General features: G+C 69.4%; 20 protein-coding genes. 5 read left to right on the top strand and 15 right to left on the bottom strand.

From position 1 onward, the window contains the following. Positions 1 to 5 precede the first annotated feature (5 nt). Positions 6 to 1,385, bottom strand: coding sequence for a peptide MFS transporter (locus ACTFO6_RS09205; protein WP_439934164.1), 1,380 nt, complete (start codon positions 1,383 to 1,385; stop codon positions 6 to 8). A 174-nt stretch (positions 1,386 to 1,559) separates the two neighbouring features. On the opposite strand from ACTFO6_RS09205, the gene ACTFO6_RS09200 reads away from it, so the two are divergent. Together ACTFO6_RS09200 and ACTFO6_RS09195 are read left to right on the top strand one after the other, a co-directional pair. After that, the gene (locus tag ACTFO6_RS09200; protein ID WP_439934163.1) at positions 1,560 to 2,180 is read left to right on the top strand and encodes a glutathione S-transferase family protein; all 621 of its coding nucleotides are present in this window, start codon (positions 1,560 to 1,562) and stop codon (positions 2,178 to 2,180) included. A gap of 32 nt (positions 2,181 to 2,212) precedes the next feature. Continuing rightward, the gene (locus tag ACTFO6_RS09195) at positions 2,213 to 2,905 is read left to right on the top strand and encodes an MgtC/SapB family protein (RefSeq protein ID WP_439934162.1); all 693 of its coding nucleotides are present in this window, start codon (positions 2,213 to 2,215) and stop codon (positions 2,903 to 2,905) included. A gap of 37 nt (positions 2,906 to 2,942) precedes the next feature. Here ACTFO6_RS09195 and ACTFO6_RS09190 read toward each other — a convergent pair whose 3' ends face one another. Next, positions 2,943 to 4,448 carry an extracellular catalytic domain type 2 short-chain-length polyhydroxyalkanoate depolymerase gene (locus ACTFO6_RS09190; RefSeq protein ID WP_439934161.1) on the bottom strand — a complete coding sequence of 502 codons (1,506 nt, stop codon included), beginning with the start codon at positions 4,446 to 4,448 and terminating at the stop codon, positions 2,943 to 2,945. A gap of 109 nt (positions 4,449 to 4,557) precedes the next feature. Between ACTFO6_RS09190 and ACTFO6_RS09185 the strand changes: the two genes are divergently transcribed. After that, positions 4,558 to 6,105, top strand: a complete 1,548-nt coding sequence (locus ACTFO6_RS09185; RefSeq protein WP_439934160.1) for an alkaline phosphatase D family protein — start codon at positions 4,558 to 4,560, stop codon at positions 6,103 to 6,105. 13 nt (positions 6,106 to 6,118) lie between these two features. Here the strand turns inward: ACTFO6_RS09185 and ACTFO6_RS09180 are convergent, their stop codons facing one another. From ACTFO6_RS09180 to cysS, 7 genes are read right to left on the bottom strand one after another with little or no spacing between them, the layout of a single operon-like run. After that, positions 6,119 to 6,544 carry a DUF4149 domain-containing protein gene (locus tag ACTFO6_RS09180; protein ID WP_439934159.1) on the bottom strand — a complete coding sequence of 142 codons (426 nt, stop codon included), beginning with the start codon at positions 6,542 to 6,544 and terminating at the stop codon, positions 6,119 to 6,121. A 23-nt stretch (positions 6,545 to 6,567) separates the two neighbouring features. After that, positions 6,568 to 7,062 (bottom strand): DUF6644 family protein, encoded by a 495-nt coding sequence (locus ACTFO6_RS09175; protein ID WP_439934158.1) that lies wholly within the window; start codon positions 7,060 to 7,062, stop codon positions 6,568 to 6,570. Next, positions 7,063 to 7,410 carry a DUF6152 family protein gene (locus ACTFO6_RS09170; protein WP_439934157.1) on the bottom strand — a complete coding sequence of 116 codons (348 nt, stop codon included), beginning with the start codon at positions 7,408 to 7,410 and terminating at the stop codon, positions 7,063 to 7,065. A gap of 28 nt (positions 7,411 to 7,438) precedes the next feature. Then, positions 7,439 to 7,867 (bottom strand): hypothetical protein, encoded by a 429-nt coding sequence (locus ACTFO6_RS09165; RefSeq protein ID WP_439934156.1) that lies wholly within the window; start codon positions 7,865 to 7,867, stop codon positions 7,439 to 7,441. A 12-nt stretch (positions 7,868 to 7,879) separates the two neighbouring features. Beyond that, positions 7,880 to 8,251: a DUF4389 domain-containing protein gene (locus tag ACTFO6_RS09160; protein ID WP_439934155.1), complete on the bottom strand. Its 372-nt coding sequence runs from the start codon at positions 8,249 to 8,251 to the stop codon at positions 7,880 to 7,882. A 42-nt stretch (positions 8,252 to 8,293) separates the two neighbouring features. Beyond that, positions 8,294 to 8,746, bottom strand: a complete 453-nt coding sequence (locus ACTFO6_RS09155) for a hypothetical protein (RefSeq protein WP_439934154.1) — start codon at positions 8,744 to 8,746, stop codon at positions 8,294 to 8,296. After that, positions 8,731 to 10,107, bottom strand: coding sequence for a cysteine--tRNA ligase (gene cysS, locus ACTFO6_RS09150; protein WP_439934153.1), 1,377 nt, complete (start codon positions 10,105 to 10,107; stop codon positions 8,731 to 8,733). Before cysS ends, ACTFO6_RS09155 begins: the two co-directional genes overlap by 16 nt. 209 nt (positions 10,108 to 10,316) lie before the next feature. Here cysS and ACTFO6_RS09145 point away from each other — a divergent pair, with 209 nt between their 5' ends. After that, entirely contained in the window at positions 10,317 to 10,808 is a 492-nt protein-coding gene (locus tag ACTFO6_RS09145; protein WP_439934152.1) for a peptidylprolyl isomerase, read from the top strand. Positions 10,809 to 10,827: 19 nt separating this feature from the next. Then, positions 10,828 to 11,556 carry a UDP-2,3-diacylglucosamine diphosphatase gene (locus ACTFO6_RS09140; RefSeq protein ID WP_439934151.1) on the top strand — a complete coding sequence of 243 codons (729 nt, stop codon included), beginning with the start codon at positions 10,828 to 10,830 and terminating at the stop codon, positions 11,554 to 11,556. Between the two features lie 42 nt (positions 11,557 to 11,598). Here ACTFO6_RS09140 and ACTFO6_RS09135 read toward each other — a convergent pair whose 3' ends face one another. From ACTFO6_RS09135 to folC, 6 genes are all read right to left on the bottom strand, one after another. Beyond that, positions 11,599 to 13,185, bottom strand: a complete 1,587-nt coding sequence (locus tag ACTFO6_RS09135; RefSeq protein WP_439934150.1) for an AAA family ATPase — start codon at positions 13,183 to 13,185, stop codon at positions 11,599 to 11,601. 3 nt (positions 13,186 to 13,188) lie between these two features. Beyond that, complete coding sequence (locus tag ACTFO6_RS09130) at positions 13,189 to 14,370, bottom strand: O-succinylhomoserine sulfhydrylase (RefSeq protein WP_439934149.1); 1,182 nt, start codon at positions 14,368 to 14,370, stop codon at positions 13,189 to 13,191. Between the two features lie 166 nt (positions 14,371 to 14,536). Next, positions 14,537 to 16,051 (bottom strand): amidophosphoribosyltransferase, encoded by a 1,515-nt coding sequence (gene purF, locus ACTFO6_RS09125; protein WP_439934148.1) that lies wholly within the window; start codon positions 16,049 to 16,051, stop codon positions 14,537 to 14,539. A 17-nt stretch (positions 16,052 to 16,068) separates the two neighbouring features. Next, positions 16,069 to 16,584, bottom strand: coding sequence for a CvpA family protein (locus ACTFO6_RS09120; RefSeq protein WP_439934147.1), 516 nt, complete (start codon positions 16,582 to 16,584; stop codon positions 16,069 to 16,071). 54 nt (positions 16,585 to 16,638) lie between these two features. Next, on the bottom strand, positions 16,639 to 17,304 hold the full coding sequence (locus ACTFO6_RS09115) for an SPOR domain-containing protein (RefSeq protein WP_439934146.1): 666 nt from the start codon (positions 17,302 to 17,304) through the stop codon (positions 16,639 to 16,641). Beyond that, on the bottom strand, positions 17,305 to 18,633 hold the full coding sequence (gene folC, locus ACTFO6_RS09110) for a bifunctional tetrahydrofolate synthase/dihydrofolate synthase (RefSeq protein WP_439934145.1): 1,329 nt from the start codon (positions 18,631 to 18,633) through the stop codon (positions 17,305 to 17,307). Positions 18,634 to 18,667: the final 34 nt, after the last annotated feature.

Below are 18,667 nucleotides of genomic sequence, written 5' to 3'. Positions count from 1 at the left end.
TCCCGCTACAGGCGCCCGTGGCCCAGCCGGCGAAGACAAGGCGAGAGGGCCGCCAAGGCGAGCCCCGCCCCGAGGGAGGTGACCACGAAGATCAGGAAGAAGTCCGCCTGGCCGCCCAGCAGCCGGAAGTATTCGCCGCTGGCTACCCGCTCCAGCATCCCGGCCAGATAGCCTCCGATCAGGTTCGCCGCGAAGTTGGAGAGGAACCACACCCCCATCAGCATGGACGCGAAGCGCACCGGCGCGAGCCGCGTCACCATGGAAAGCCCCACGGGAGACAGGCACAGCTCCCCCAGCGTGTGGAGCAGGTAGGCGGCCACCAGCCACCCCGGACCCACGAGCCCCGGCCCTCCGCCCGCCGTGCCCACCGCCAGGACGGCGAAACCCGCCCCCAGGAAAAAGAGGCCCAAGGCCATCTTCATGGGGGTGGACGGTCCCCGGCCGCTCCCGTCCAGGCGCCGCCACAGGACGGAGGCCACGGGCGCCAGCACCAGAATGAAGGCCGGGTTGAGGGCCTGGAACCAGGCGGCCGGAATCGAGGTGAGGGGCACTAGCGGGGCGAGCCATTCGGGGATGCTGCGGTCGGTGGAGCGCTCGGCGAACACGGTCATGCTAGAGCCCGCCTGCTCGTAGGCCATCCAGAAGAAGACCACGAAAAGCGACGTGAGGCACAAGGCCAGCACCCGATGCCGGTCTTCCGGGCCGGAGGGAGCCCTCGCCGCCGAAACCGCAACGGCCCGGGCGGGGCGGTCTCCCACGTCCCCGAGCCACCGAGGACGGCCCGCCAGGTAGGCCGCCAGCCCCAGCACCATGCCGACCCCCGCCGCGGCGAAACCGTAACGCCAGCCGAAGCGGGGACTTTCCGCCAGGTAGCCGCAAACCAGGGACCCGGCCAGTCCCCCCAGGTTGATCCCCATGTAGAACAAGGTGAAGGCGCTATCCCGGCGGGGGTCCTCGGGCCCGTAGAGCTGGCCCACCATGGTGGAGACGTTGGACTTGAACAAACCGGTGCCGGCGATGATGAGGGCGAGCCCCAGGTAGAACGAGGCCAGAGTCTCCAGGGCTAGGCAGAAATGCCCCGCCGCGATGATGCTGCCGCCCGCCACCAGGGCCCGGTGGGTGCCCAGCCACCGATCGGCCAGGTAGCCGCCGATGACTGGGGTGAGATAAACGAGGCCGGTGTACCAGCCGTACAGCCGGCTCGCCTGCTCCACGCTCCAGCCGAAGCCGCCCGCCTCGGGGGCCGCAATCAGGAACAGCACCAGGATGGCCCGCATGCCGTAGTAAGAGAAACGCTCCCACATCTCGGTGACGAAAAGGAGGGCGAGCCCCGGCGGATGGCGCGCCGGGGCGGCCCCAGACGGGAATGAAGGGGGGGCTGGCATGGGCGCGAATGGAAATGTTAGCCGGGAGGCGCTGCGGCCGGGCGTCCGGTCCGATTCCGTTGGCCGTAGCGTGGAGAGTACAATGCCCCCCACCATTCCCGGGCTTGCGGACCCGCCGGCGCGAGGCCGCGTCCGTCCTCGAGCTCACCACCGCCCATCGTCGAGGAGGACTCCATGCTGAAGATCTGGGGCAGGGCCAATTCCATCAACGTGCAGAAAGTGTTGTGGTGCGCCGAGGAGCTGGGGCTCCAGTACCAGCGCATCGACGCCGGCATGGAGTACGGCGTGGTAGACACCCCCCAGTACCGCAGGCTCAACCCCAACGGCCTGGTGCCCACCATCGAGGACGGCCCTCTGACGCTGTGGGAGTCGAACGCCATCGTGCGCTATCTCGCTGCCCGATACGGAGCCGGAAGCCTTTGGCCCGTGGATCCGGTGGAGCGCGCCGACGCCGACAAGTGGATGGACTGGCAGATGTCCACCCTGTGGCCGCGGCTGCGGCCGGTGTTCTGGGGTCTGGTGCGCACGCCCCCGGAGAAGCGCAACGCCCAGGACATCGAGGACGCCCGTAAGAAAACCATCGATGCGTTCGGCATCCTGAACGAGGCCCTCGACGGACGCCTCTTCGTGGCCGGCAGCCAGCTCACCATGGGCGACCTCGTCCTGGGGGCTGCGGCCCAGCGCTGGTTCAACCTCCCGGTGGAGCGGCCCGCCATGGCCCATCTGGACGCCTGGTACCGGCGCCTCGAGGAGCGCCCGGCGTTCCGTAAGATCGTGGACCATCCCCTCACCTAGGCCGGCCGCGGGAAACTGGACGGGAGAAGCCTATGCCGGAAACCTACCTGACCGTGATCCTGCACCTCCTCGGCGCCGCCGTGGCGGGCGGCTCGATCGGCCTGGAGCGCAGCTTTCACGGCCGGCCGGCGGGCTTCCGCACCCATACCCTGGTGTGCATCGCCTCGAGCATGCTCATGCTGGTCACCCTCTACCAGTGGCAATGGCTCCCCGGCGTGCCCCTGGAGACGGTGCGCACCGACCCGACCCGCATGGCCCAGGGGATCATGACCGGCATCGGGTTCCTGGGGGCGGGGGTGATCTTCAAGGAGGGCTTGACGGTGCGGGGTCTCACCACCGCCGCCTCCATCTGGGCCACCGCGGCCGTCGGCATTCTCGTGGGGGTGGGCTTCTATTTCGCCGCGGTGCTGGCCACCCTCGCAGTGCTGGGCATCCTGTCGGTGTTTCGCTGGATCGAGCACGCCATGCCGAGCCAGTTCTACGCCCACCATCACGTGCGATTCGCCCGAGAGGCGGCCATGCCCGAGCAGGAGCTGCGCCGGCTCATCGCCTCCCACGGCTTCAGCATCGCCAACATGAACTATCGCCTGACCGGCGAGGGCAGGTTCTTCGAATACGGCATGGTGATCCGCACCACTTCCCCCGACAACATGCGGCGGCTCGCCGAAACGCTGCGCGCCTGCGAGCCGGTGCTGGAGTTTCGCATCTCCCCGGCCGGGGATTGAACGCGGAACGATCCCGGAACCGGCGGTCCCGGCCCCCTCAGGGACACGGGCCGACCCGGTAGCCCCCGTCCGCCCGCCGCAGGGTCGTTTCCTTGAAGGGCGACCACAGTCCCATGGGCTCGTGGGACCCCCGGGCGTAGGTCCAGCCCCACGCCACGTAGGCCCGGCCCCGCCGGACGTGGGTCACGTTGTCGCTGAAATACGGATCGCAGGCGGGCGGCCGAGGCCGGGTGCGCAGGACCGTGCGCCCGACCTCCCGCCGTTCGTTCCCCACTTGGGCCAACACCCGGTAGGCGTACCCGGTCTCGGGCCGAAGCCCGTGGTCGGCGAAGCTCGGTCCCTGCACCGGGTGGAACGCCGATGACGGCCCATCCCCCGACTCGCGGATCACCTCGTAGCCGTTTGCCCCGGGCACCGGCGTCCAGGCGAGGGCCACCGCGCCTTCGGCCGCATCCGCCCATAGGGCGGGCTCGGAAGGAAGCGCGGCCCGGATCTGCGGGCCGCTGGAAGCGCCCTCCGCCAACCGGTCCAGCATGGCCCGCACCGCCTTGATCTGGGCGCCGTCCTTCTGGGCATAGGCGGGACCGGTGTAGCCCCACCAGTCCCAGCACCCCTTGGGATTGAACGGCCAGGCCCAGGTGGCGGTGGTCTGGGGATAGAGCACGATGAGGCGGTTCGCCTCCGCCCAGGCGTTGTAGCCAGCGTGGCGTGCGTAGGCGTCGCCGATGCGGCCGGCATATTGCAGGCAGCCGTGGAAGGCCACGTGCACCCGGCAGCGGCCCTCTTCCTCGCACGCCCGGGGCACGTACACGTAGCCCTCGTCGGCGAGGCCGATGCGGCGCGGGGCGCCGCCGGCGAATTCCCCCTGGTCGAAGCGCCTGAGCCGTTCCCGGGACGCCGCGGTGGGGGGCGCGAGACGCCCGTGGAGGAACTGGAGAAGCGCCCCGGCGCCGTCGTAATCGCAATCGGCCAGGTACTGCCCGCCGGTCATGGAACAGGCGGTGCCGTAGTCCCGGGTCACCTGGGCATGGCCCGCCGGAAGGGCCGTCTGGTGGAAGATCTGGGCCTGGGGCACGAAATGGGCGTAGTAGCGCACCAGGGCTTCGGTCACCGGACGGCGCACCACCCCGTCGTTGTAGCCCGAGAACACCCACACCCGGGCGCGGGCCAGGGGGGCGAGGGAATCGATCCGGCCCTCCGCCGCCCATCGGCGGGTCAGGGCGACGAGTCGGGGCACGTCCGGCTCCCCTTCCATGCAGGAGAAACGGGCGCTGTCCAGATCTCCTTGGGCGCAGGCGTAGGGCCCGGCGGCGAAGACGCCCACCCCCTCCACCAGGGTCCCATGGGCCAGATGGAACTGGACCGCCATGTAGCCGCCGGAAGAGATCCCCGAGACGGAGGTTCCAGCCAGGTCGGCGCCATAGGCCCCGAGCCGCTCGGCCCCAAGAGCGCAGGCCGTTGCCAGCCAGAGAATCGGCGCGGCGAGGACACAACGGGAAGGCAAACCCATGCCGGCATAGTAGAGGGGGACTCGCCGGGGCACAAATCCCGCCCCACGGTTTCAAAAATTTCATGAAGAGGGCTGTAAACTTGGCGGCTCGAGCGGATCCCTCGGACCATTCCTTCATCCTGCACCGGAAGCAAATCACCGGATGAACCTCACCCGCCGCGCCTTTCTCCTCGGGCTCGCGGGCCTGGCGGCGGCGGGCTGCGCTCCCCGCGTCGTCGCGCCGGCTCCCGCCGGGCGCGACCCCTTCACCCTGGGGGTCGCATCGGGTTATCCGCGTCCCCACGGCTTCGTGCTGTGGACGCGGCTCGCCCCGGAGCCCCTGGCGACGGGCGGCGGCATGCCTCCCGCCCCGGTGCCCGTCGCCTGGGAAGTGGGCACCGACGAGACCTTCGCCCGGGTCCTGGCCCGGGGCGAGGCCGTGGCCCTGCCGGAACTGGCCCACGCGGTCCACGTGGAAGTGACCGGGCTCGAGCCCGGCCGCTGGTACCACTACCGCTTCCGCACCGGCGATGCGGTGAGCCCCGTGGGCCGCACCCGCACCGCTCCCGGTGGGGCGGTCTCCCGCCTGGCCCTGGCCTTCGCCTCGTGCCAGCACTACGAGCACGGCCACTACGCCGCCTACCGCCACATGGCCGCCGAGCCCCTGGACCTGGTGGTGCACGTGGGGGACTACATCTACGAATCCAGCGGTCTTGCGGCGAACAAGGTACGCTCCCACGGGGCGGGGGAAGCGCTGACCCTGGAAGACTACCGTCGGCGCTATGCCCTGTACCGGCTGGACCCCGCCCTCCAGGCGGCCCACGCGGCCTTCCCCTGGCTCGCCACCTGGGACGATCACGAGGTGGACAACGACTACGCGGGCGACCGGAGCCAGGACTGGGACGAGCGGGAGACCTTCCTCGCCCGGCGGGCGGCGGCTTACCAGGCCTATTACGAGCACATGCCCCTGCCCCGAACCGCCCGGCCCTCCGGGCCCGCGATGCAACTCTACGCCCAGGCCGGCTTCGGCCCCCTGGCCCGCTTTTTCGTCCTGGACGGCCGCCAGTACCGGGATCCCCAGCCCTGCCCGCGGCCCTGGCGGAGCGGCGGCAGAACGGTGGACCGGGAAAACTGCCCGCAGCGGCTCGATCCGGCCCGCTCCATGCTGGGGTTGCGCCAGGAGCGCTGGCTCACGGAGGGTCTCCAGCGGACCCGGGCCAGGTGGAACCTGATCGCCCAGCAGACCATGATGGCCCAAGCGGACCGGCAGCCGGGGCCCGGCCAGGCTTTCTGGACCGACAGCTGGGACGGCTACCCGGCCGCCCGCAGGCGCCTGCTGGAAACCCTGGCGGCCGAAGGCGTCCCCAATCCCCTGATCTTGAGCGGCGACATCCACGCTTTCGCGGTGAGCGAGCTCAAGATCGATTTCGACGATCCCGGCTCGGCCCCGGTGGCGAGCGAGCTGGTCACCACCTCCATCAGCTCCCGGGGCTTCTCCTGGCGCCGGATCCAGGAAATGGTGGAGGACAACCCCCACATCCTGTTCGCCGACAGCCGCTTCCGCGGCTATACCACCCTGGAGCTCACCCCGGACCGGGCCGTGGCGCGGCTTAGGGCCCTGCACGACGTCGCGAACCCGGAAAGCCCGATCCGCACCCTGGCGGAATTCGCGGTGGAAAACGGGCGTCCCGGTCCCCGGCGGCGGGTCTGAGGCGTTCGCCCTTTCATCCGCCCAGCCGCGCCACTACCGCCACCGCGCCGAGAAACTGCAGGGCGTTGATCCACACCGACAGGCGGTGGAGCCGGTCGAAGCGGGCGTGGGCTTCCTCGTCCCCCGCCGCGGCCGCGTCCCGGTGCCGCTGGATGACCGGCAACAGCCACCGGCGCAGGGCCAGCGCCGCGAAACCCACTGCGGCCATCACGACCGCCTCCGCCGGGCGCACCCAAGCCAGCGCCCCGGCGGCCGCGAGCCCGCCGATCCCCACCACTAAGTGGTACCAGGGAAACAGGGCGCGAAGGAACTGGCCCGCCGCGGCAGCCTCCAGCCGGGTGAAGACGAGGGGCGCCACCACGGCACTGAAGAAGGCCATGCTTCCCATCACTAGAGCGGAAGCCAGCAGCCCGATCTTGATGGCGATGAGGGATCCCATGGCGAAGCCGGCGGTGCGGGGCTCTAAGTGTAGGCGAGGAGCCGGCCGCAGGCGACGATGGCGATCCAGATCAGGATGGAGGCCCCCGCGTGGAGCCGGGCCAACCCGGGCGCCGGGACGTCCGTGTCCCAGGCCGCCGCCTGCCGGAAGGGGCCCAGGTGGAACATCAGGGCGTTGATCCCCGCCGCCATCAGCAGGCTCATCTTGAGCAGGAACACCCGGTTCGCGATGAATTCGGAGGCATGGGCCGAAAACATGAGCAGGCCGCTGGGAACGATGAGCAGCAACGCAGCCAAGCTCCAGGGCAGGAGATGGCAGGCCAGGGCCCCCACCGGCAGGCGCTTCGAGACGCCCAGCACCCGCAGGTCGAACAGCACCACGCCCCCTACCAGGACGGCGAGGCCGAGCAGATGCACCACCTCCACGATGGGATAGAGCCACAGGCTCTCCCGCATCGCTCGGGCGATGGGCAGCGCCTCCACCAGCGCCAGGGGGAGCACTGCCTCCTCCGGCGCCATTCAGCGCAGCTCCGTGGTCTTGCCCCCCACGGTGATGCGCTCCGCGCGCATCTCCTGGGGATCGCTGCGGTGGGGATAGCCTTCCACGGTGGCCGGGGTGCCCGGCGTCAACGCGGAGGCGGGAAGCCCCCGGTTGCTCATACGGCTGGGCGGCGCCAGGACCACCCGCCAGGTTTTGCCCGGCGTCTCCAGTTCGATGAAGCCGTGGGGATGCTCGTAGCCGGAGCGCTTGATCACGCCGGTGAGGGTGAGCGGGGTCGAGCTGTCGTATCCACTCCAGCCGTGGTGGGCGAGCGTCGGTGTCCCCAAGCCCAGGGCCAGCGTGAGCGTCAGGATTCGTCTCGTCATGAGCTCCTCGTTTCGCAAAGTCCGAGCTTCAAACGTTCCAGGAACTACTCAAGCCGGCGATGGAAAAACCCTTGGCCTGCAGGATCGCCAGCAGGGGCCCCGGATCCCGGGGAAACACCGCCACGTAGCGGGGCCCTTTGCCCGCCCGGGGATAGAAGTACACGCCTTTGCGCAAGAGCTGGCGCTTGAACTCCACCCGCTCGATGTCGGCATAGTCCAGCTCGGCGCGCATGAGGTAAATCGCCACCAGGAAGTCGTCGTACAGGGCCACCCGGCCGAATCCGCCCAGGTAGAACAGGGGGCCGATCCCGGCCCTTAAGGGGCAGCGCTGCTCCAGCAGGGGCCGGGCCCTGCGCTCCCGCTGGGAGCGCCTCGACGGCGCCACCACCAAGGTGAGATAGCCGGTGGCGGCCAGCACCGCCAGGACCGCCCATACCAGCAGGTCTTGATCCTGCATCCCGGCGGGGCCCTATTCCTCCGGATCGGGCCGCCAGTCCCGGGGATCGGGCGTGAGAAGCGCCGCCACTTTCCGATTTTCCCCCTCGTCCGCCGGGCGCCAGGGGCGGGCGCTCGCCTCCCAATCCTGGAACGGAAAAGGTTTCTGCTCGGTGTTGAACGTGAGGAACAGGAAGATGTTGTAAGCGAAGGCGGCCAATTGGGCGCCGAAGCGGAGGAGGTTGCCGTTGGGTTCGCCGGTGACCAGGCGGAACAGGAACTGGAGCACGATCACGGCGACGAGCACCAGCTCGGTGATGGTGTAGACCACCCCCATGAGCAGCATGGCGAGGGCCCGCAGCCACAGGGTGGAGGAGGTGAGGTTGCGCTTGAGGTTCTCGTTCACGGCAATTCTCGGACTCCTTGCCCCCGGACGAAGGCGCCCGCGTCAGGCGGCGCGCTCGTCTCCTCCGCCCAGGCGCTCCATGATTTCCCGGTACTGCTGGCGGGCCCGGGCGACGGCCTCCCTCACCTCCTCCCGGAGCTCGCGCCAGGCCTCTCCCGCCGCCTCTTTGAGCCGGGCCAGCCGCTCCCGCGCCGCGCGGGCTTGCTCTTCCAGCGCCTGGGCGGCGTTCTCGAGGGCCTCCCGGGCTTCCGAGCCGGCCCGCTCCGCCCGCCGGCGCAGCTCCTTCACTTCCTTCTCCAGGGCCGCCAGCTCCTCCTCGGTGCGGCGCACGAAGGCTTCCTTTTCCTCCCGCGCCCGGTCGACCGCCGCCCGTGCCGTCTGCCGCACCTCTTCTTCGAGGCCCTTGCCCGTCCCGTCCCGCCCCCGGTCCTCCCCGCAGCCGCCCGCCACCAGGAGCAGGGCCAGGACCAGCAGCCGGCTTAGGCGCGGCGCCACAGGGTCCCCTTGGGCGTGTCTTCCAGCACGATGCCCGCCGCCGCCAGCTCCTCCCGGATGCGGTCGGCTTCGGCGAAGTCGCGCGCCCGGCGCGCGTCCGCCCGGGCGGCGATCAACCGCTCGATGCGTTCCGCGGAATAGGCGCCGGCCTCGGCCGCCGGCGCCTCCCGCAGGAACTGGAGGGGCTCCTGCTGCAGCAGCCCCAGCACGCCCCCCAGCCCTTTGAGCAGGGCGGCGTCCCGGGGCGAGCGGCTGCGGTTCACCTCGTTCGCCAGGTCGAACAGCACGGCGATGGCCTCCGGCGTGCCGAAATCGTCGTCCATGGCCTCGCGCAAGCGCCGGGCCCGGGGATCATTCCAGTCGACCCCGTCCACAGGCGCCTCCACGTCCTTGAGGGCCGTGTAGAGCCGGGTAAGGGCGGCCCGGGCCTCGCGCAGATGCTGGTCCGAATAATTGAGGGGGCTACGGTAGTGGGCGCGCAGGATGAAAAAGCGCACCACTTCGGGCTGGAACTTCTCCAATACTTCCCGCACGGTGAAGAAGTTGCCCAGGGACTTGGACATCTTCTCGTTGTCCACGCGCACGAAGCCGTTGTGCATCCAGTAGTTCACGAACACGTGGCCGTGGGCGCCCTCGGACTGGGCGATTTCGTTCTCGTGGTGGGGGAACTGCAGGTCCTCCCCGCCGCCGTGGATGTCGAAGTGCTCTCCCAGGTAGTGCTCGCTCATCGCCGAGCACTCGATGTGCCAGCCGGGCCGACCCGGCCCCCAGGGCGAGGGCCATTGGGGCTCGCCCGGCTTGGCCGCCTTCCACAGGACGAAGTCGAGGGGATCCTGCTTGTGGGGATCCACTTCCACCCGGCTGCCCGCCCGCAGGTCTTCCAGGGTTTTGCCCGAGAGCTTGCCGTAGGCCGGGAACTTGCGCACCGCGTAATAGATGTCCCCGTTCGCCGCCTGGTAGGCGAGGCCCTTGGCGAGCAGCATCCGGATCATCTCCAGCATGTGCCCCACGTGCTGGGTCGCCCGGGGCTCATGGGTCGGCCGCTCGATTCCGAGCCGGTCGGCGTCTTCGTGCATGGCTCGGATGAAGCGCTCGGTGAGCCGTTCCACCGGCTCGCCGCTTTCCCGCGCCCGGTTGATGATCTTGTCGTCGATGTCGGTGATGTTGCGCACGTAGGTGACGTCGAAGCCGCAGGCGCGCAGCCATTTCACCACCATGTCGAACACCACCATCACCCGGGCGTGGCCCAGGTGGCAGTAGTCGTACACAGTCATGCCGCACACGTACATGCGCACCTTGCCCGGCGTGATGGGCACGAAGGGCTGCTTCTGCCGGGTAAGGCTGTTGTAGATCCTCAGCATCGAATTTCGTCTTTCGCTGGTCCGCCGGGGAGCAGGTCCGGTATCTTAGAGGAAGCGCATGAGATAGAATTCCGGCTCAGAAGTAACCGCCGGATAAACAATAAAAAGTATATCACGGCGCCTGCGCCGCCCCGGCACCCCCGGGCCCCCTCCCACCCGGCGCGGGGCTGGGACCACCGGCCCCGCCCGCGAGAGTAAAGGAGCTTCTCATGGTCAAGATGAAAACCCGCTTCGGCGAGATCGCCTTGGAGCTCGACGCCGCGCGGGCCCCGGCGACGGTGGAGAACTTCCTCTCCTACGTGCGCAGCGGCTTCTACGACAACACCCTCTTCCACCGGGTTATCGACGGTTTCATGATCCGGGGCGGCGGCTTCGCCCCGGGCATGCGCCAGAAGGCCACCCAGGCGCCCATCCGCAACGAGGCCGACAACGGCCTCAAGAACGAAACCTACACCATCGCCATGGCCCGCACCTCCGATCCCCACTCGGCCACCTCCCAGTTCTTCATCAACGTGGCCGACAACGCCTTCCTCGATTTCACGTCCCCCACCCCCCAGGGCTGGGGCTATTGCGTGTTCGGGCGGGTGGTGGCGGGCCGCGACGTGGTGGACATGATCAAGGGGGTCGAAACGGGATCCCACGGCCTCCACCGGGACGTGCCGGTGGAAGAGGTGGTGATCGAGAAGGCGTGGGAGGAATAAATCCACCGGCCGCCCCGCCATGGACGCTGCCCTTTTCATCTCCGACCTGCACCTGGCCGAGGAACGCCCCCGCACGGCCGAGCGCTTCTTCCGCTTCCTGCAAGAGGAAGCCCGGGGGGCGCGCTCGCTCTACATCCTCGGCGATCTCTTCGAGTACTGGATCGGGGACGACGATCTGGAAGACCCCTTCAACGCCCGGATCACCCGAGCCCTGGCCGAAACCGCCCAGGCGGGCGTCGAGATTCTCTTTCTCCACGGCAACCGGGACTTTCTGGTGGACGGCCGCTGGGCCGCGGCGGCGGGAGCGCGGCTCATCGCCGACCCCACCCAGGTGGAGCTCTATGGCACGTCCACCCTCCTCATGCACGGCGACACCCTGTGCCTGGACGACAAGCCTTACCAGGCGTTCCGCGCCCAGGTGCGCGATCCCGCCTACCAGAGGGCCTTCCTCGCCAGGCCTCTGGCCGAGCGGCGGGCGCTGGTGCGCAGCCTCCGGGAAGAGAGCGCCCGGGCGAAGGGGGAGAAAAGCGAAGCCATCATGGACGTGACGCCCGCGGCGGTGGAGGAGGTCTTGAGGCGCCACAGCTACCCGCGCCTGATCCACGGCCACACCCACCGGCCGGCGCGCCACTTGCACCGGGTGGACGGGCGCTCCTGCGAGCGCTGGGTGCTCACCGACTGGGACGAGGAGCGGGGCGGCTTCCTGCGAGTGGATGCCTCGGGCTGCCGGGCGGTCGCCCTCCATTGAGCCTCCGGTAAGCGTGGAGAGGGCGCTCGCCAAGGACCCGACTCAGGCGCGGATGCGCTCCAGCACCTCCTGCGGATCGGGATCGGGCCGCTCCCCCGTGTCGAAGCGCAGCACCCGGTCCGCCTCCCCTTCGTCCATGGGTTCCCGCTGGGCCAGTTGCCTCTCCAAGACCCGTTCGTCCGCCTCCGAGACGTCGGTCCCCTTCGCCAGCCGCCGACGCACCCGCTCCCGCAAAACTCCTTCCGCCGCGATGAATTCCAGCACCACGCAGCGCAGCCCCGCGGCCCGGGCCGCGTCGGTGACGAGGGTCCGCTGCCAGCGCTTGAGGAAGGTGCCGTCGGCGATGGCGATCCAACCGGCCCGCCCGATGGCGAGGCAAAGCCGCGCCACGTGCTCGTAAACGCGCTGGGTGACCTCCAGCGCGTACAGATCCGCCTCCAGGCCGGAGCCGCTTCGGCTCGTGGGCTCGAGGCCCGCCAAGCGCTTCCTCTCCACGTCGGTGCGCACGCGAATGGCGTCGATCAGCGGCAGAAGCCTTCGGGTGAAGCGGCTCTTGCCCGAGGCCGACACGCCGCAGGTGAGGATCAGCAGCCTCTCCGCATGCCGGCAGAAGCGCTCGGCCAGTTCCACGTACGCGGCGCACTCCCCCTGCTGGGCGGCGCGCTCTTCGTCCGGAAGCCCCGGCTGGCGGGCGCGGATCGCGGCGATCTTGGCCCGCACCAGGGCCCGGTAGACGAGATAGAAGCGCAGCACCGTAACGCCCCCATAGTCCCCCGTCTCTTCCAGGTAGCGGTTGAGAAAGCGCCGCGCGACGCGGGCCTGGCCCCGGTGGTGGAGGTCCATGACCAGGAAGGCCGCCTCGTTCATGACGTCGATCCAGCGCAGGCTCGGATCGAATTCGATGCAGTCGAAGATGACGATGTCCCCGTCCACCAGGGCCATGTTGCCCAGGTGCAGGTCCCCGTGGCATTCCCGCACCGCCCCGGCCGCAAGGCGCTGCCGGAACGCCGGGAGGAGGCGCGCCGCCTCGGCCTCGGTCCAGGCCTGCAGGGCCTCGAGCCGCGCCTTGAGGGCCGGCTCGGGGCACAGCACCAGGAGCTGGGCGAAGTTCTCCGCCGCCGGCGCCACCACCGCGGCGGGCGTCCCGTACGGTGCGCCTTCCTCCGCCACCGCGGCCTGCCGGTGGAACGCCGCCACCCGCGCCGCGAGGCGCTCCCCCCACTCGTCCGCCAGGCCCTCCCGGGCGGCGATCCGGTCGAGCAGGGCCTCCTGGTCGAAGCGGCGCATCTTGACCGCGTACTCGAGGACGGCTCCCTCGCCGGAAAAAGCGGGCGCTCGTGGATCTCCCCGCACCGCCACCACTTCCAGGTAGAGCTCGGGGGCCAGGCGGCGGTTGAGCCGCAGCTCCTCCTCGCAGTAGTGGCGGCGCTGGGCCAGGGCGCTGAAATCGAGGAAGCCCAGGTTAAGAGGCTTCTTGATCTTGTAGGCGTAGGGGCCGGCGAGGATGACGAAAGAGATGTGGGTCTCGAGGAGCTTGAGGTCCGCGGCCGGATGGGGATAGGCGCCGGGCCGTAACAGGGCCTGGACCAGGACCCGCTGACGATGGACGGCGTCCCGCGCAGCGGCCACGACTCAGGCGATCTGGGCCAGGCCCCGGGCCAGATCCGCCTGGAGGTCGGCCACCGATTCCAGTCCCACCGCGAGCCGCAGCAGCCCCTCGCCGATGCCCGCCGCCGCCCGCGCTTCCGGGCTGATGCGGCCGTGGGTGGTGGTGGCCGGGTGGGTGATGGTGGTCTTGACGTCGCCCAGGTTGGCGGTGATGGAAATCATGCGGGTGGAATCGATCACCCGCCACGCCGCTTCGCGCCCGCCTTTGACCACGAAGGAGACGATGCCGCCCCCCGTGGCCTGCTGGCGCATCGCCAGGGCGTGCTGGGGATGGCTGGGCAGCCCCGGGTAGTAGACCCGCTCCACCGCGGGCTGAGCCTCCAGCCACCGGGCCAGGCGCAGGGCGTTGTCGGAATGGGCCCGCATGCGCAGCTTCAGCGTCTCCAGCCCCTTGAGGATCACCCAGGCGTTGAACGGGCTCATGCTGGGGCCCGCAGTCCGCAGGAACGGGTACACGCCGTCCATCACCAGCTCCCGCGGACCCAGCACCGCGCCGCCCAGCACCCTCCCCTGGCCGTCCAGGTACTTGGTGGCCGAGTGGATGACCAGGTCCGCGCCCAGCTCGAAGGGGCGCTGCAGTACGGGGGTGCAGAAGCAGTTGTCCACCGCCAGCCATGCCCCCGCCGAACGGGCCACTTCCGCCAGGGCCCGAAGGTCCGAGATCTCGGTGAGGGGATTGGACGGCGTTTCCACGAAGAGCAGCCGGGTGTTGGGCCGCACCGCCCGGGCCCATTCGGCCGGGTCGGTGGCCGAGACGAAGGTGGTCTCCACCCCGAACTTGGGGAGCACCTGGGTGAAGAGCTGCACCGTGGCGCCGAAGATGCTGTGGGAGGCGACGATATGCTCGCCCGAGCGCATGAGCCCCATGACCGTGGCCAGAATGGCCGCCATGCCGGAGGCGGTGGCGAGGCAGCAGGGCGCCCCTTCCAGGGCTGCCAGCCGCTCTTCGAACGCGGTGACCGTGGGGTTGGTGAAGCGGGAGTAGATGTAGCCCGGCTCCTGTTGGGCGAAGCGCGCCGCCGCCTGGGCGGCGTTGTCGAAGACGAAGCTGGAGGTGAGGTACAGGGCCTCGGAATGCTCGTTGAACTGGCTGCGGTGGATTCCGGTGCGCAGCGCCCGGGTCTCGAAATCGAATTCCTCTGCCATCTTGGCACCTGCCTGCAAGGCAATAAAAAAACCCGCTCAGCCAGCGACGGAGACGGGTTTCCCTCGCTTTAGCGGCATTTGTTGAGCGCCCGCAAGCTGACGGTCAAATCGGCGCTTCGAGGCAAGGTACGCTGGAAGCCCCCGCTTGTCAATCGGGAGCCGGCTCTCAATCGACGGTGACGAGGTTCAGGTCGAGCTGGGCGGCCTCCTGGGCCGCCTGGGCGCCGCGCCCGCGCCGGGCCTCGAGAAAGCTCAGGTACTCGGGGGTCACGTCTCCGGTAATGTAGCAGCCGTCGAAACAGGAGGTTTCGAAGGATACGAGCTTGGGATTGACCTTGCGCACCGCCTCCTTCAAGGCTTCCAGGTCCTGGTAGATGAGATGGTCAGCGCCGATTTCCCGGGCGATCTCCTCCGGCTCGCGTCCGTTGGCGATCAGCTCCTCCCGGGTGGGCATGTCGATGCCGTAGACGTTGGGGTAGCGCACCGGCGGCGCGGCCGAGGCGAAGTACACCTTGTGCGCCCCTGCCTCCCGGGCCATCTGCACGATCTCCCGGCTGGTGGTGCCGCGCACGATGGAGTCGTCCACTAACAGCACGTTCTTGTCCCGGAACTCCACGTTGATGGCGTTCAGCTTGTGCCGCACCGACTTCTTGCGGATCGACTGCCCCGGCATGATGAAGGTGCGGCCGATGTAGCGGTTCTTGACGAAGCCCTCGCGGAAATCGATGCCCAGGCGGTTCGCCAGTTGCAGCGCTGCCGGGCGGCTGGAATCAGGTATCGGGATCACCACGTCGATGTCCAGGTGGCGCATCTCCCGCTTGATCTTCTCGGCCAGCGCCACCCCCATGTTGAGCCGGGCCTCGTACACCGACACCCCGTCCATGACCGAGTCCGGACGCGCCAGGTAGACGTATTCGAAGATGCACGGGTTGCGTGACCAGCGCTTGGCGCACTGCTTGCTGTAGAAGTTGCCGTCCACGTCGATGAAGATGGCCTCCCCCGGGTCCACGTCCCGGGTGAGCTTGAAGCCCAGGGTGTCCAGCGCCACGCTCTCGGAGGCCACCAGGTACTCGGTGCCCTGGTGCGTGTGGGCCTGGCCCACCACCAGGGGACGGATGCCCAGGGGATCGCGGAAGGCGAGCAGCCCGTAGCCGGCGATCATCGCCACGCAGGCGTAGGCGCCGCGGCAGCGGCGGTGCACCCCCTCCACCGCGCGGAAAATGGTGGGCAGATCCAGCCGGTGGTTGACGGTACACTCCTGTAGCTCGTGGGCCAGCACATTGAGCAGCACCTCCGAATCGGAGTTGGTGTTGATGTGGCGCAGGTCCTGGCGGAACATCTCCTGCTTGAGCTGCTCCGAGTTGGTGAGATTGCCGTTGTGGCCGAGCACGAGGCCGAAGGGGGAATTCACGTACAGGGGCTGGGCTTCCGCCGCGGACTCGGCCGAGCCCGCGGTGGGATAGCGGCAGTGGGCGATGCCCATGTTGCCCGTGAGGGCCCGCATGTTGCGGGTGCGGAACACGTCCCGCACCAGTCCCGGGCCCTTGTGCATGTGGAAGGTGTTGCCCTCGGCCGTGACGATGCCGGCCGCATCCTGGCCGCGGTGTTGCAGCACCAGCAGCCCGTCGTACAACAACTGGTTGACCGGCCCGCGGGCCACTACGCCGATGATGCCGCACATGCTTCCGTCACCCCCATTCAGCCGCCGCCCACGGGCTCTGCCTCCCGGAAACGGATTTGCTGAGACAGCTTCTGCGGCAGCCAGTTCTTGACGCTGCTCGCCAGTCCCTCCAGCGGGGCGCTCAAGGTCGCTTCCCGCCAGAACGGCTCCCGCGGCACCGAGGTGAGGCCCGCCAGCAGCACGCCCACCAGCACGATGAGCACGCCCCGGGCCAGGCCGAACAGGGCGCCCATGCCCCGGTCGAGGAGGGACAATCCCGCCACCTTGACGAGTTCCGCCACTGCCAGGGTGACGAGGGCCGAGAGCACCAGAGTGGCAACGAAAAGCAGCAGGAACGCCAGGAGCAGGCGCAGGGACGCGCCGGGCAACGCTACCGGCAACGCCTCCGCCACGGGGGCGGTGAAGGCGTTCGCCACCAAGAAGGCGGCCACCCATCCTCCCAGGGCCATCACTTCCCTCACCGCGCCCCGCAGGACGCTCACCAGCACCGACAGCCCGACGATTCCCAGCACCAGGTAATCGAATGCAGTCATTCGCGCCGGCGTAACCCGTTCCGGAAACCCGCACTCATGGCCTTTTCCCTGCCTTCACGGGGAAGCGATGATGCCGTTCAGGCCCAGCCGTTCCAGCCTGGCGAGGGTCTGTTCCGCTGCCTCCCGGGTCGGGAAGGGACCCGCCCGGACCCGCACCTGCTTTCCCTTGGCCGTCGCGACGGTCTCAGTATAGGCCTGGATGCCGTTGGCAGAAAGCTTGTCTTTCAACTGCTTGGCATTTTCCGCGCTGGAGAAGGCCCCCACCTGGACCACGTAGGCGCCGGAAGTTTCCCACGCCCGGTTCTCGGCGGTCGCCTTCGTCCTTTCCCTGGATTCTGGCGCAGCGGACCTGGCCTCAGCGGACCTGGCCTCTCGTGCCGGCTCCGGTGGCGCCGGGGCGACACCGGCCTGCACCCCGTCCGGCTTCTCCTTCGGGGTGGCCGGCGCGGCGGCCCCGGGCGGCGCAATGGCGGAGGACAAAGCCGCCGGCGGGCGGCTCACCGTCCCCGCCTCCTTGGGCGGTGCGGGCGCCACCAGGGGCGGCGCCGTCTCCTGGGAGGGGATGCGGATCTCGATGGATTGGGAGACGGGGCGGGGCTCCCGCTCGAGCACCATGGGCAGCACCACCACAGCGATCAAGACCAGGGCGATGGCGCCGATCAGCCTTCTGCGCGCGCGCTTCCTGAACTGTAGCTCTTCGCTGCTGAGCGCTTTCGCCATCTAGGAGGCCGGGATGGAAGGCCTGGGCTCGCCCGCTTGCGCGTGAACCTGCATGATCTCGGCGACGGTAAGAAAGGAGCCGAACACCACGATTCTATCATCCTCCCTCGCCCGGGCCGAAGCCTCGGCGAAGGCGGCGGCAGGCTGGGAGAAGGCGCGTACCTCCCCTTCCGCCCCCGCGTCCCGCAGGGCTTGGACGATGCGCTCGGCGCTGGCGCCCCGCTCCCCCGGCAGGGTGGCGGCGAGCCACACGTCCACCCGGGGCTTGAGCGCCCGGGCGACGCCCAGGATGTCCTTGTCCTTGAACATGCCGATCACGGCGAAGGTGGTACGGAAGCGCCCCTGGCTCGCCAGGTTTTCCGCCAGGGCCCGGGCCGCGTGGGGGTTGTGGGCCACGTCCAGCACCACCACCGGTCGGCCCGGCAGCACCTGGAACCGGCCCGGCAGGCGAACCTCCACCAGGCCGCGCCGGATGTCCCCCGCCGCCACCGGCAGCCGTTCTTTAAGCTCGTCCACCACCGCCAGGGCGGCGGCGGCGTTGCGCAATTGGTAGCCGCCGGCGAGGGCCGGGCGTGGCAGGCCAGCCCGCCGCACGCCGTAACCCCAGTAGGTCCAGTGGGCCCCTTCCGCGGTGTAGCCGAAGTCGCGCCCGATCTGCAGCAGGTCGGTGCCCACGTCCCGGGCGTGGGTCTCAATCACGGCCGGCGGATCCGGGTCGGCGCATACTGCCGCGCGTCCGCGCTTGAAGATGCCCGCCTTCTCGAAGCCGATCTCCTCCCGGGTGTTGCCGAGGTATTCCATGTGGTCGAAGTCGATGCAGGTCACCACCGCGCAGTCGTTGTCGAAGATATTGACCGCGTCCAGGCGCCCACCCAGCCCCACCTCCAGGACCGCCACATCCACCCGGGACTCGATGAAGATGAGCATGGCCGCCAGGGTGCCGAACTCGAAGTAGGTAAGGGGCGTCGAGCCCCGGGCCGCCTCGATCCGGCGGAACGCCTCCACCAGGGCCTCGTCGGCCGCCTCCCGTTGCGCCACCCGGACCCGCTCGTTGTAGCGCAGCAGATGGGGGGAGGTGTAAAGCCCCACCCGGTAGCCGGCGCAGGCATAGATGGATTCCAGCAGGGCGCACACGGAGCCCTTGCCGTTGGTGCCGCCCACGGTGATCACCGGAAACGGCGGCACGAGCCCGAGGGTCTTCCAGACCCGGGATACCCGGTCCAGCCCCATTTCGATGACCCGGGCAGTCCCCTGCTCGAGACGGGCGAGCCATTGGGCGAGGCTCGCCCCGGGGCCGAGGGCGGACATGGAAGGGAATTCGCTGGGCATGGAATTGATCCGCAGGGAAACGGCCGGAATCGAT

Source organism: Pelomicrobium sp. G1 (genome assembly GCF_051905455.1).
Lineage (GTDB): Bacteria > Pseudomonadota > Gammaproteobacteria > Burkholderiales > UBA6910 > Pelomicrobium.
Note: the sequence above shows the minus strand (reverse complement) of the source record. Positions and strands in the feature narration are given on the sequence as shown.

Bases quoted from the DNA above. Each gene is read 5' to 3' on its own strand.
- ACTFO6_RS09200 (WP_439934163.1), top strand. From the start codon at position 1,560: ATGCTGAAGATCTGGGGCAGGGCCAATTCCATCAACGTGCAGAAAGTG.
- ACTFO6_RS09185 (WP_439934160.1), top strand. From the start codon at position 4,558: ATGAACCTCACCCGCCGCGCCTTTCTCCTCGGGCTCGCGGGCCTGGCG.
- folC (WP_439934145.1), bottom strand. From the start codon at position 18,633: ATGCCCAGCGAATTCCCTTCCATGTCCGCCCTCGGCCCCGGGGCGAGC.
- ACTFO6_RS09115 (WP_439934146.1), bottom strand. From the start codon at position 17,304: ATGGCGAAAGCGCTCAGCAGCGAAGAGCTACAGTTCAGGAAGCGCGCG.
- ACTFO6_RS09145 (WP_439934152.1), top strand. From the start codon at position 10,317: ATGGTCAAGATGAAAACCCGCTTCGGCGAGATCGCCTTGGAGCTCGAC.
- ACTFO6_RS09130 (WP_439934149.1), bottom strand. From the start codon at position 14,370: ATGGCAGAGGAATTCGATTTCGAGACCCGGGCGCTGCGCACCGGAATC.
- ACTFO6_RS09175 (WP_439934158.1), bottom strand. From the start codon at position 7,062: ATGGCGCCGGAGGAGGCAGTGCTCCCCCTGGCGCTGGTGGAGGCGCTG.
- ACTFO6_RS09165 (WP_439934156.1), bottom strand. From the start codon at position 7,867: ATGCAGGATCAAGACCTGCTGGTATGGGCGGTCCTGGCGGTGCTGGCC.
- ACTFO6_RS09140 (WP_439934151.1), top strand. From the start codon at position 10,828: ATGGACGCTGCCCTTTTCATCTCCGACCTGCACCTGGCCGAGGAACGC.
- ACTFO6_RS09180 (WP_439934159.1), bottom strand. From the start codon at position 6,544: ATGGGATCCCTCATCGCCATCAAGATCGGGCTGCTGGCTTCCGCTCTA.
- purF (WP_439934148.1), bottom strand. From the start codon at position 16,051: ATGTGCGGCATCATCGGCGTAGTGGCCCGCGGGCCGGTCAACCAGTTG.
- ACTFO6_RS09170 (WP_439934157.1), bottom strand. From the start codon at position 7,410: ATGACGAGACGAATCCTGACGCTCACGCTGGCCCTGGGCTTGGGGACA.
- cysS (WP_439934153.1), bottom strand. From the start codon at position 10,107: ATGCTGAGGATCTACAACAGCCTTACCCGGCAGAAGCAGCCCTTCGTG.
- ACTFO6_RS09120 (WP_439934147.1), bottom strand. From the start codon at position 16,584: ATGACTGCATTCGATTACCTGGTGCTGGGAATCGTCGGGCTGTCGGTG.
- ACTFO6_RS09205 (WP_439934164.1), bottom strand. From the start codon at position 1,385: ATGCCAGCCCCCCCTTCATTCCCGTCTGGGGCCGCCCCGGCGCGCCAT.
- ACTFO6_RS09195 (WP_439934162.1), top strand. From the start codon at position 2,213: ATGCCGGAAACCTACCTGACCGTGATCCTGCACCTCCTCGGCGCCGCC.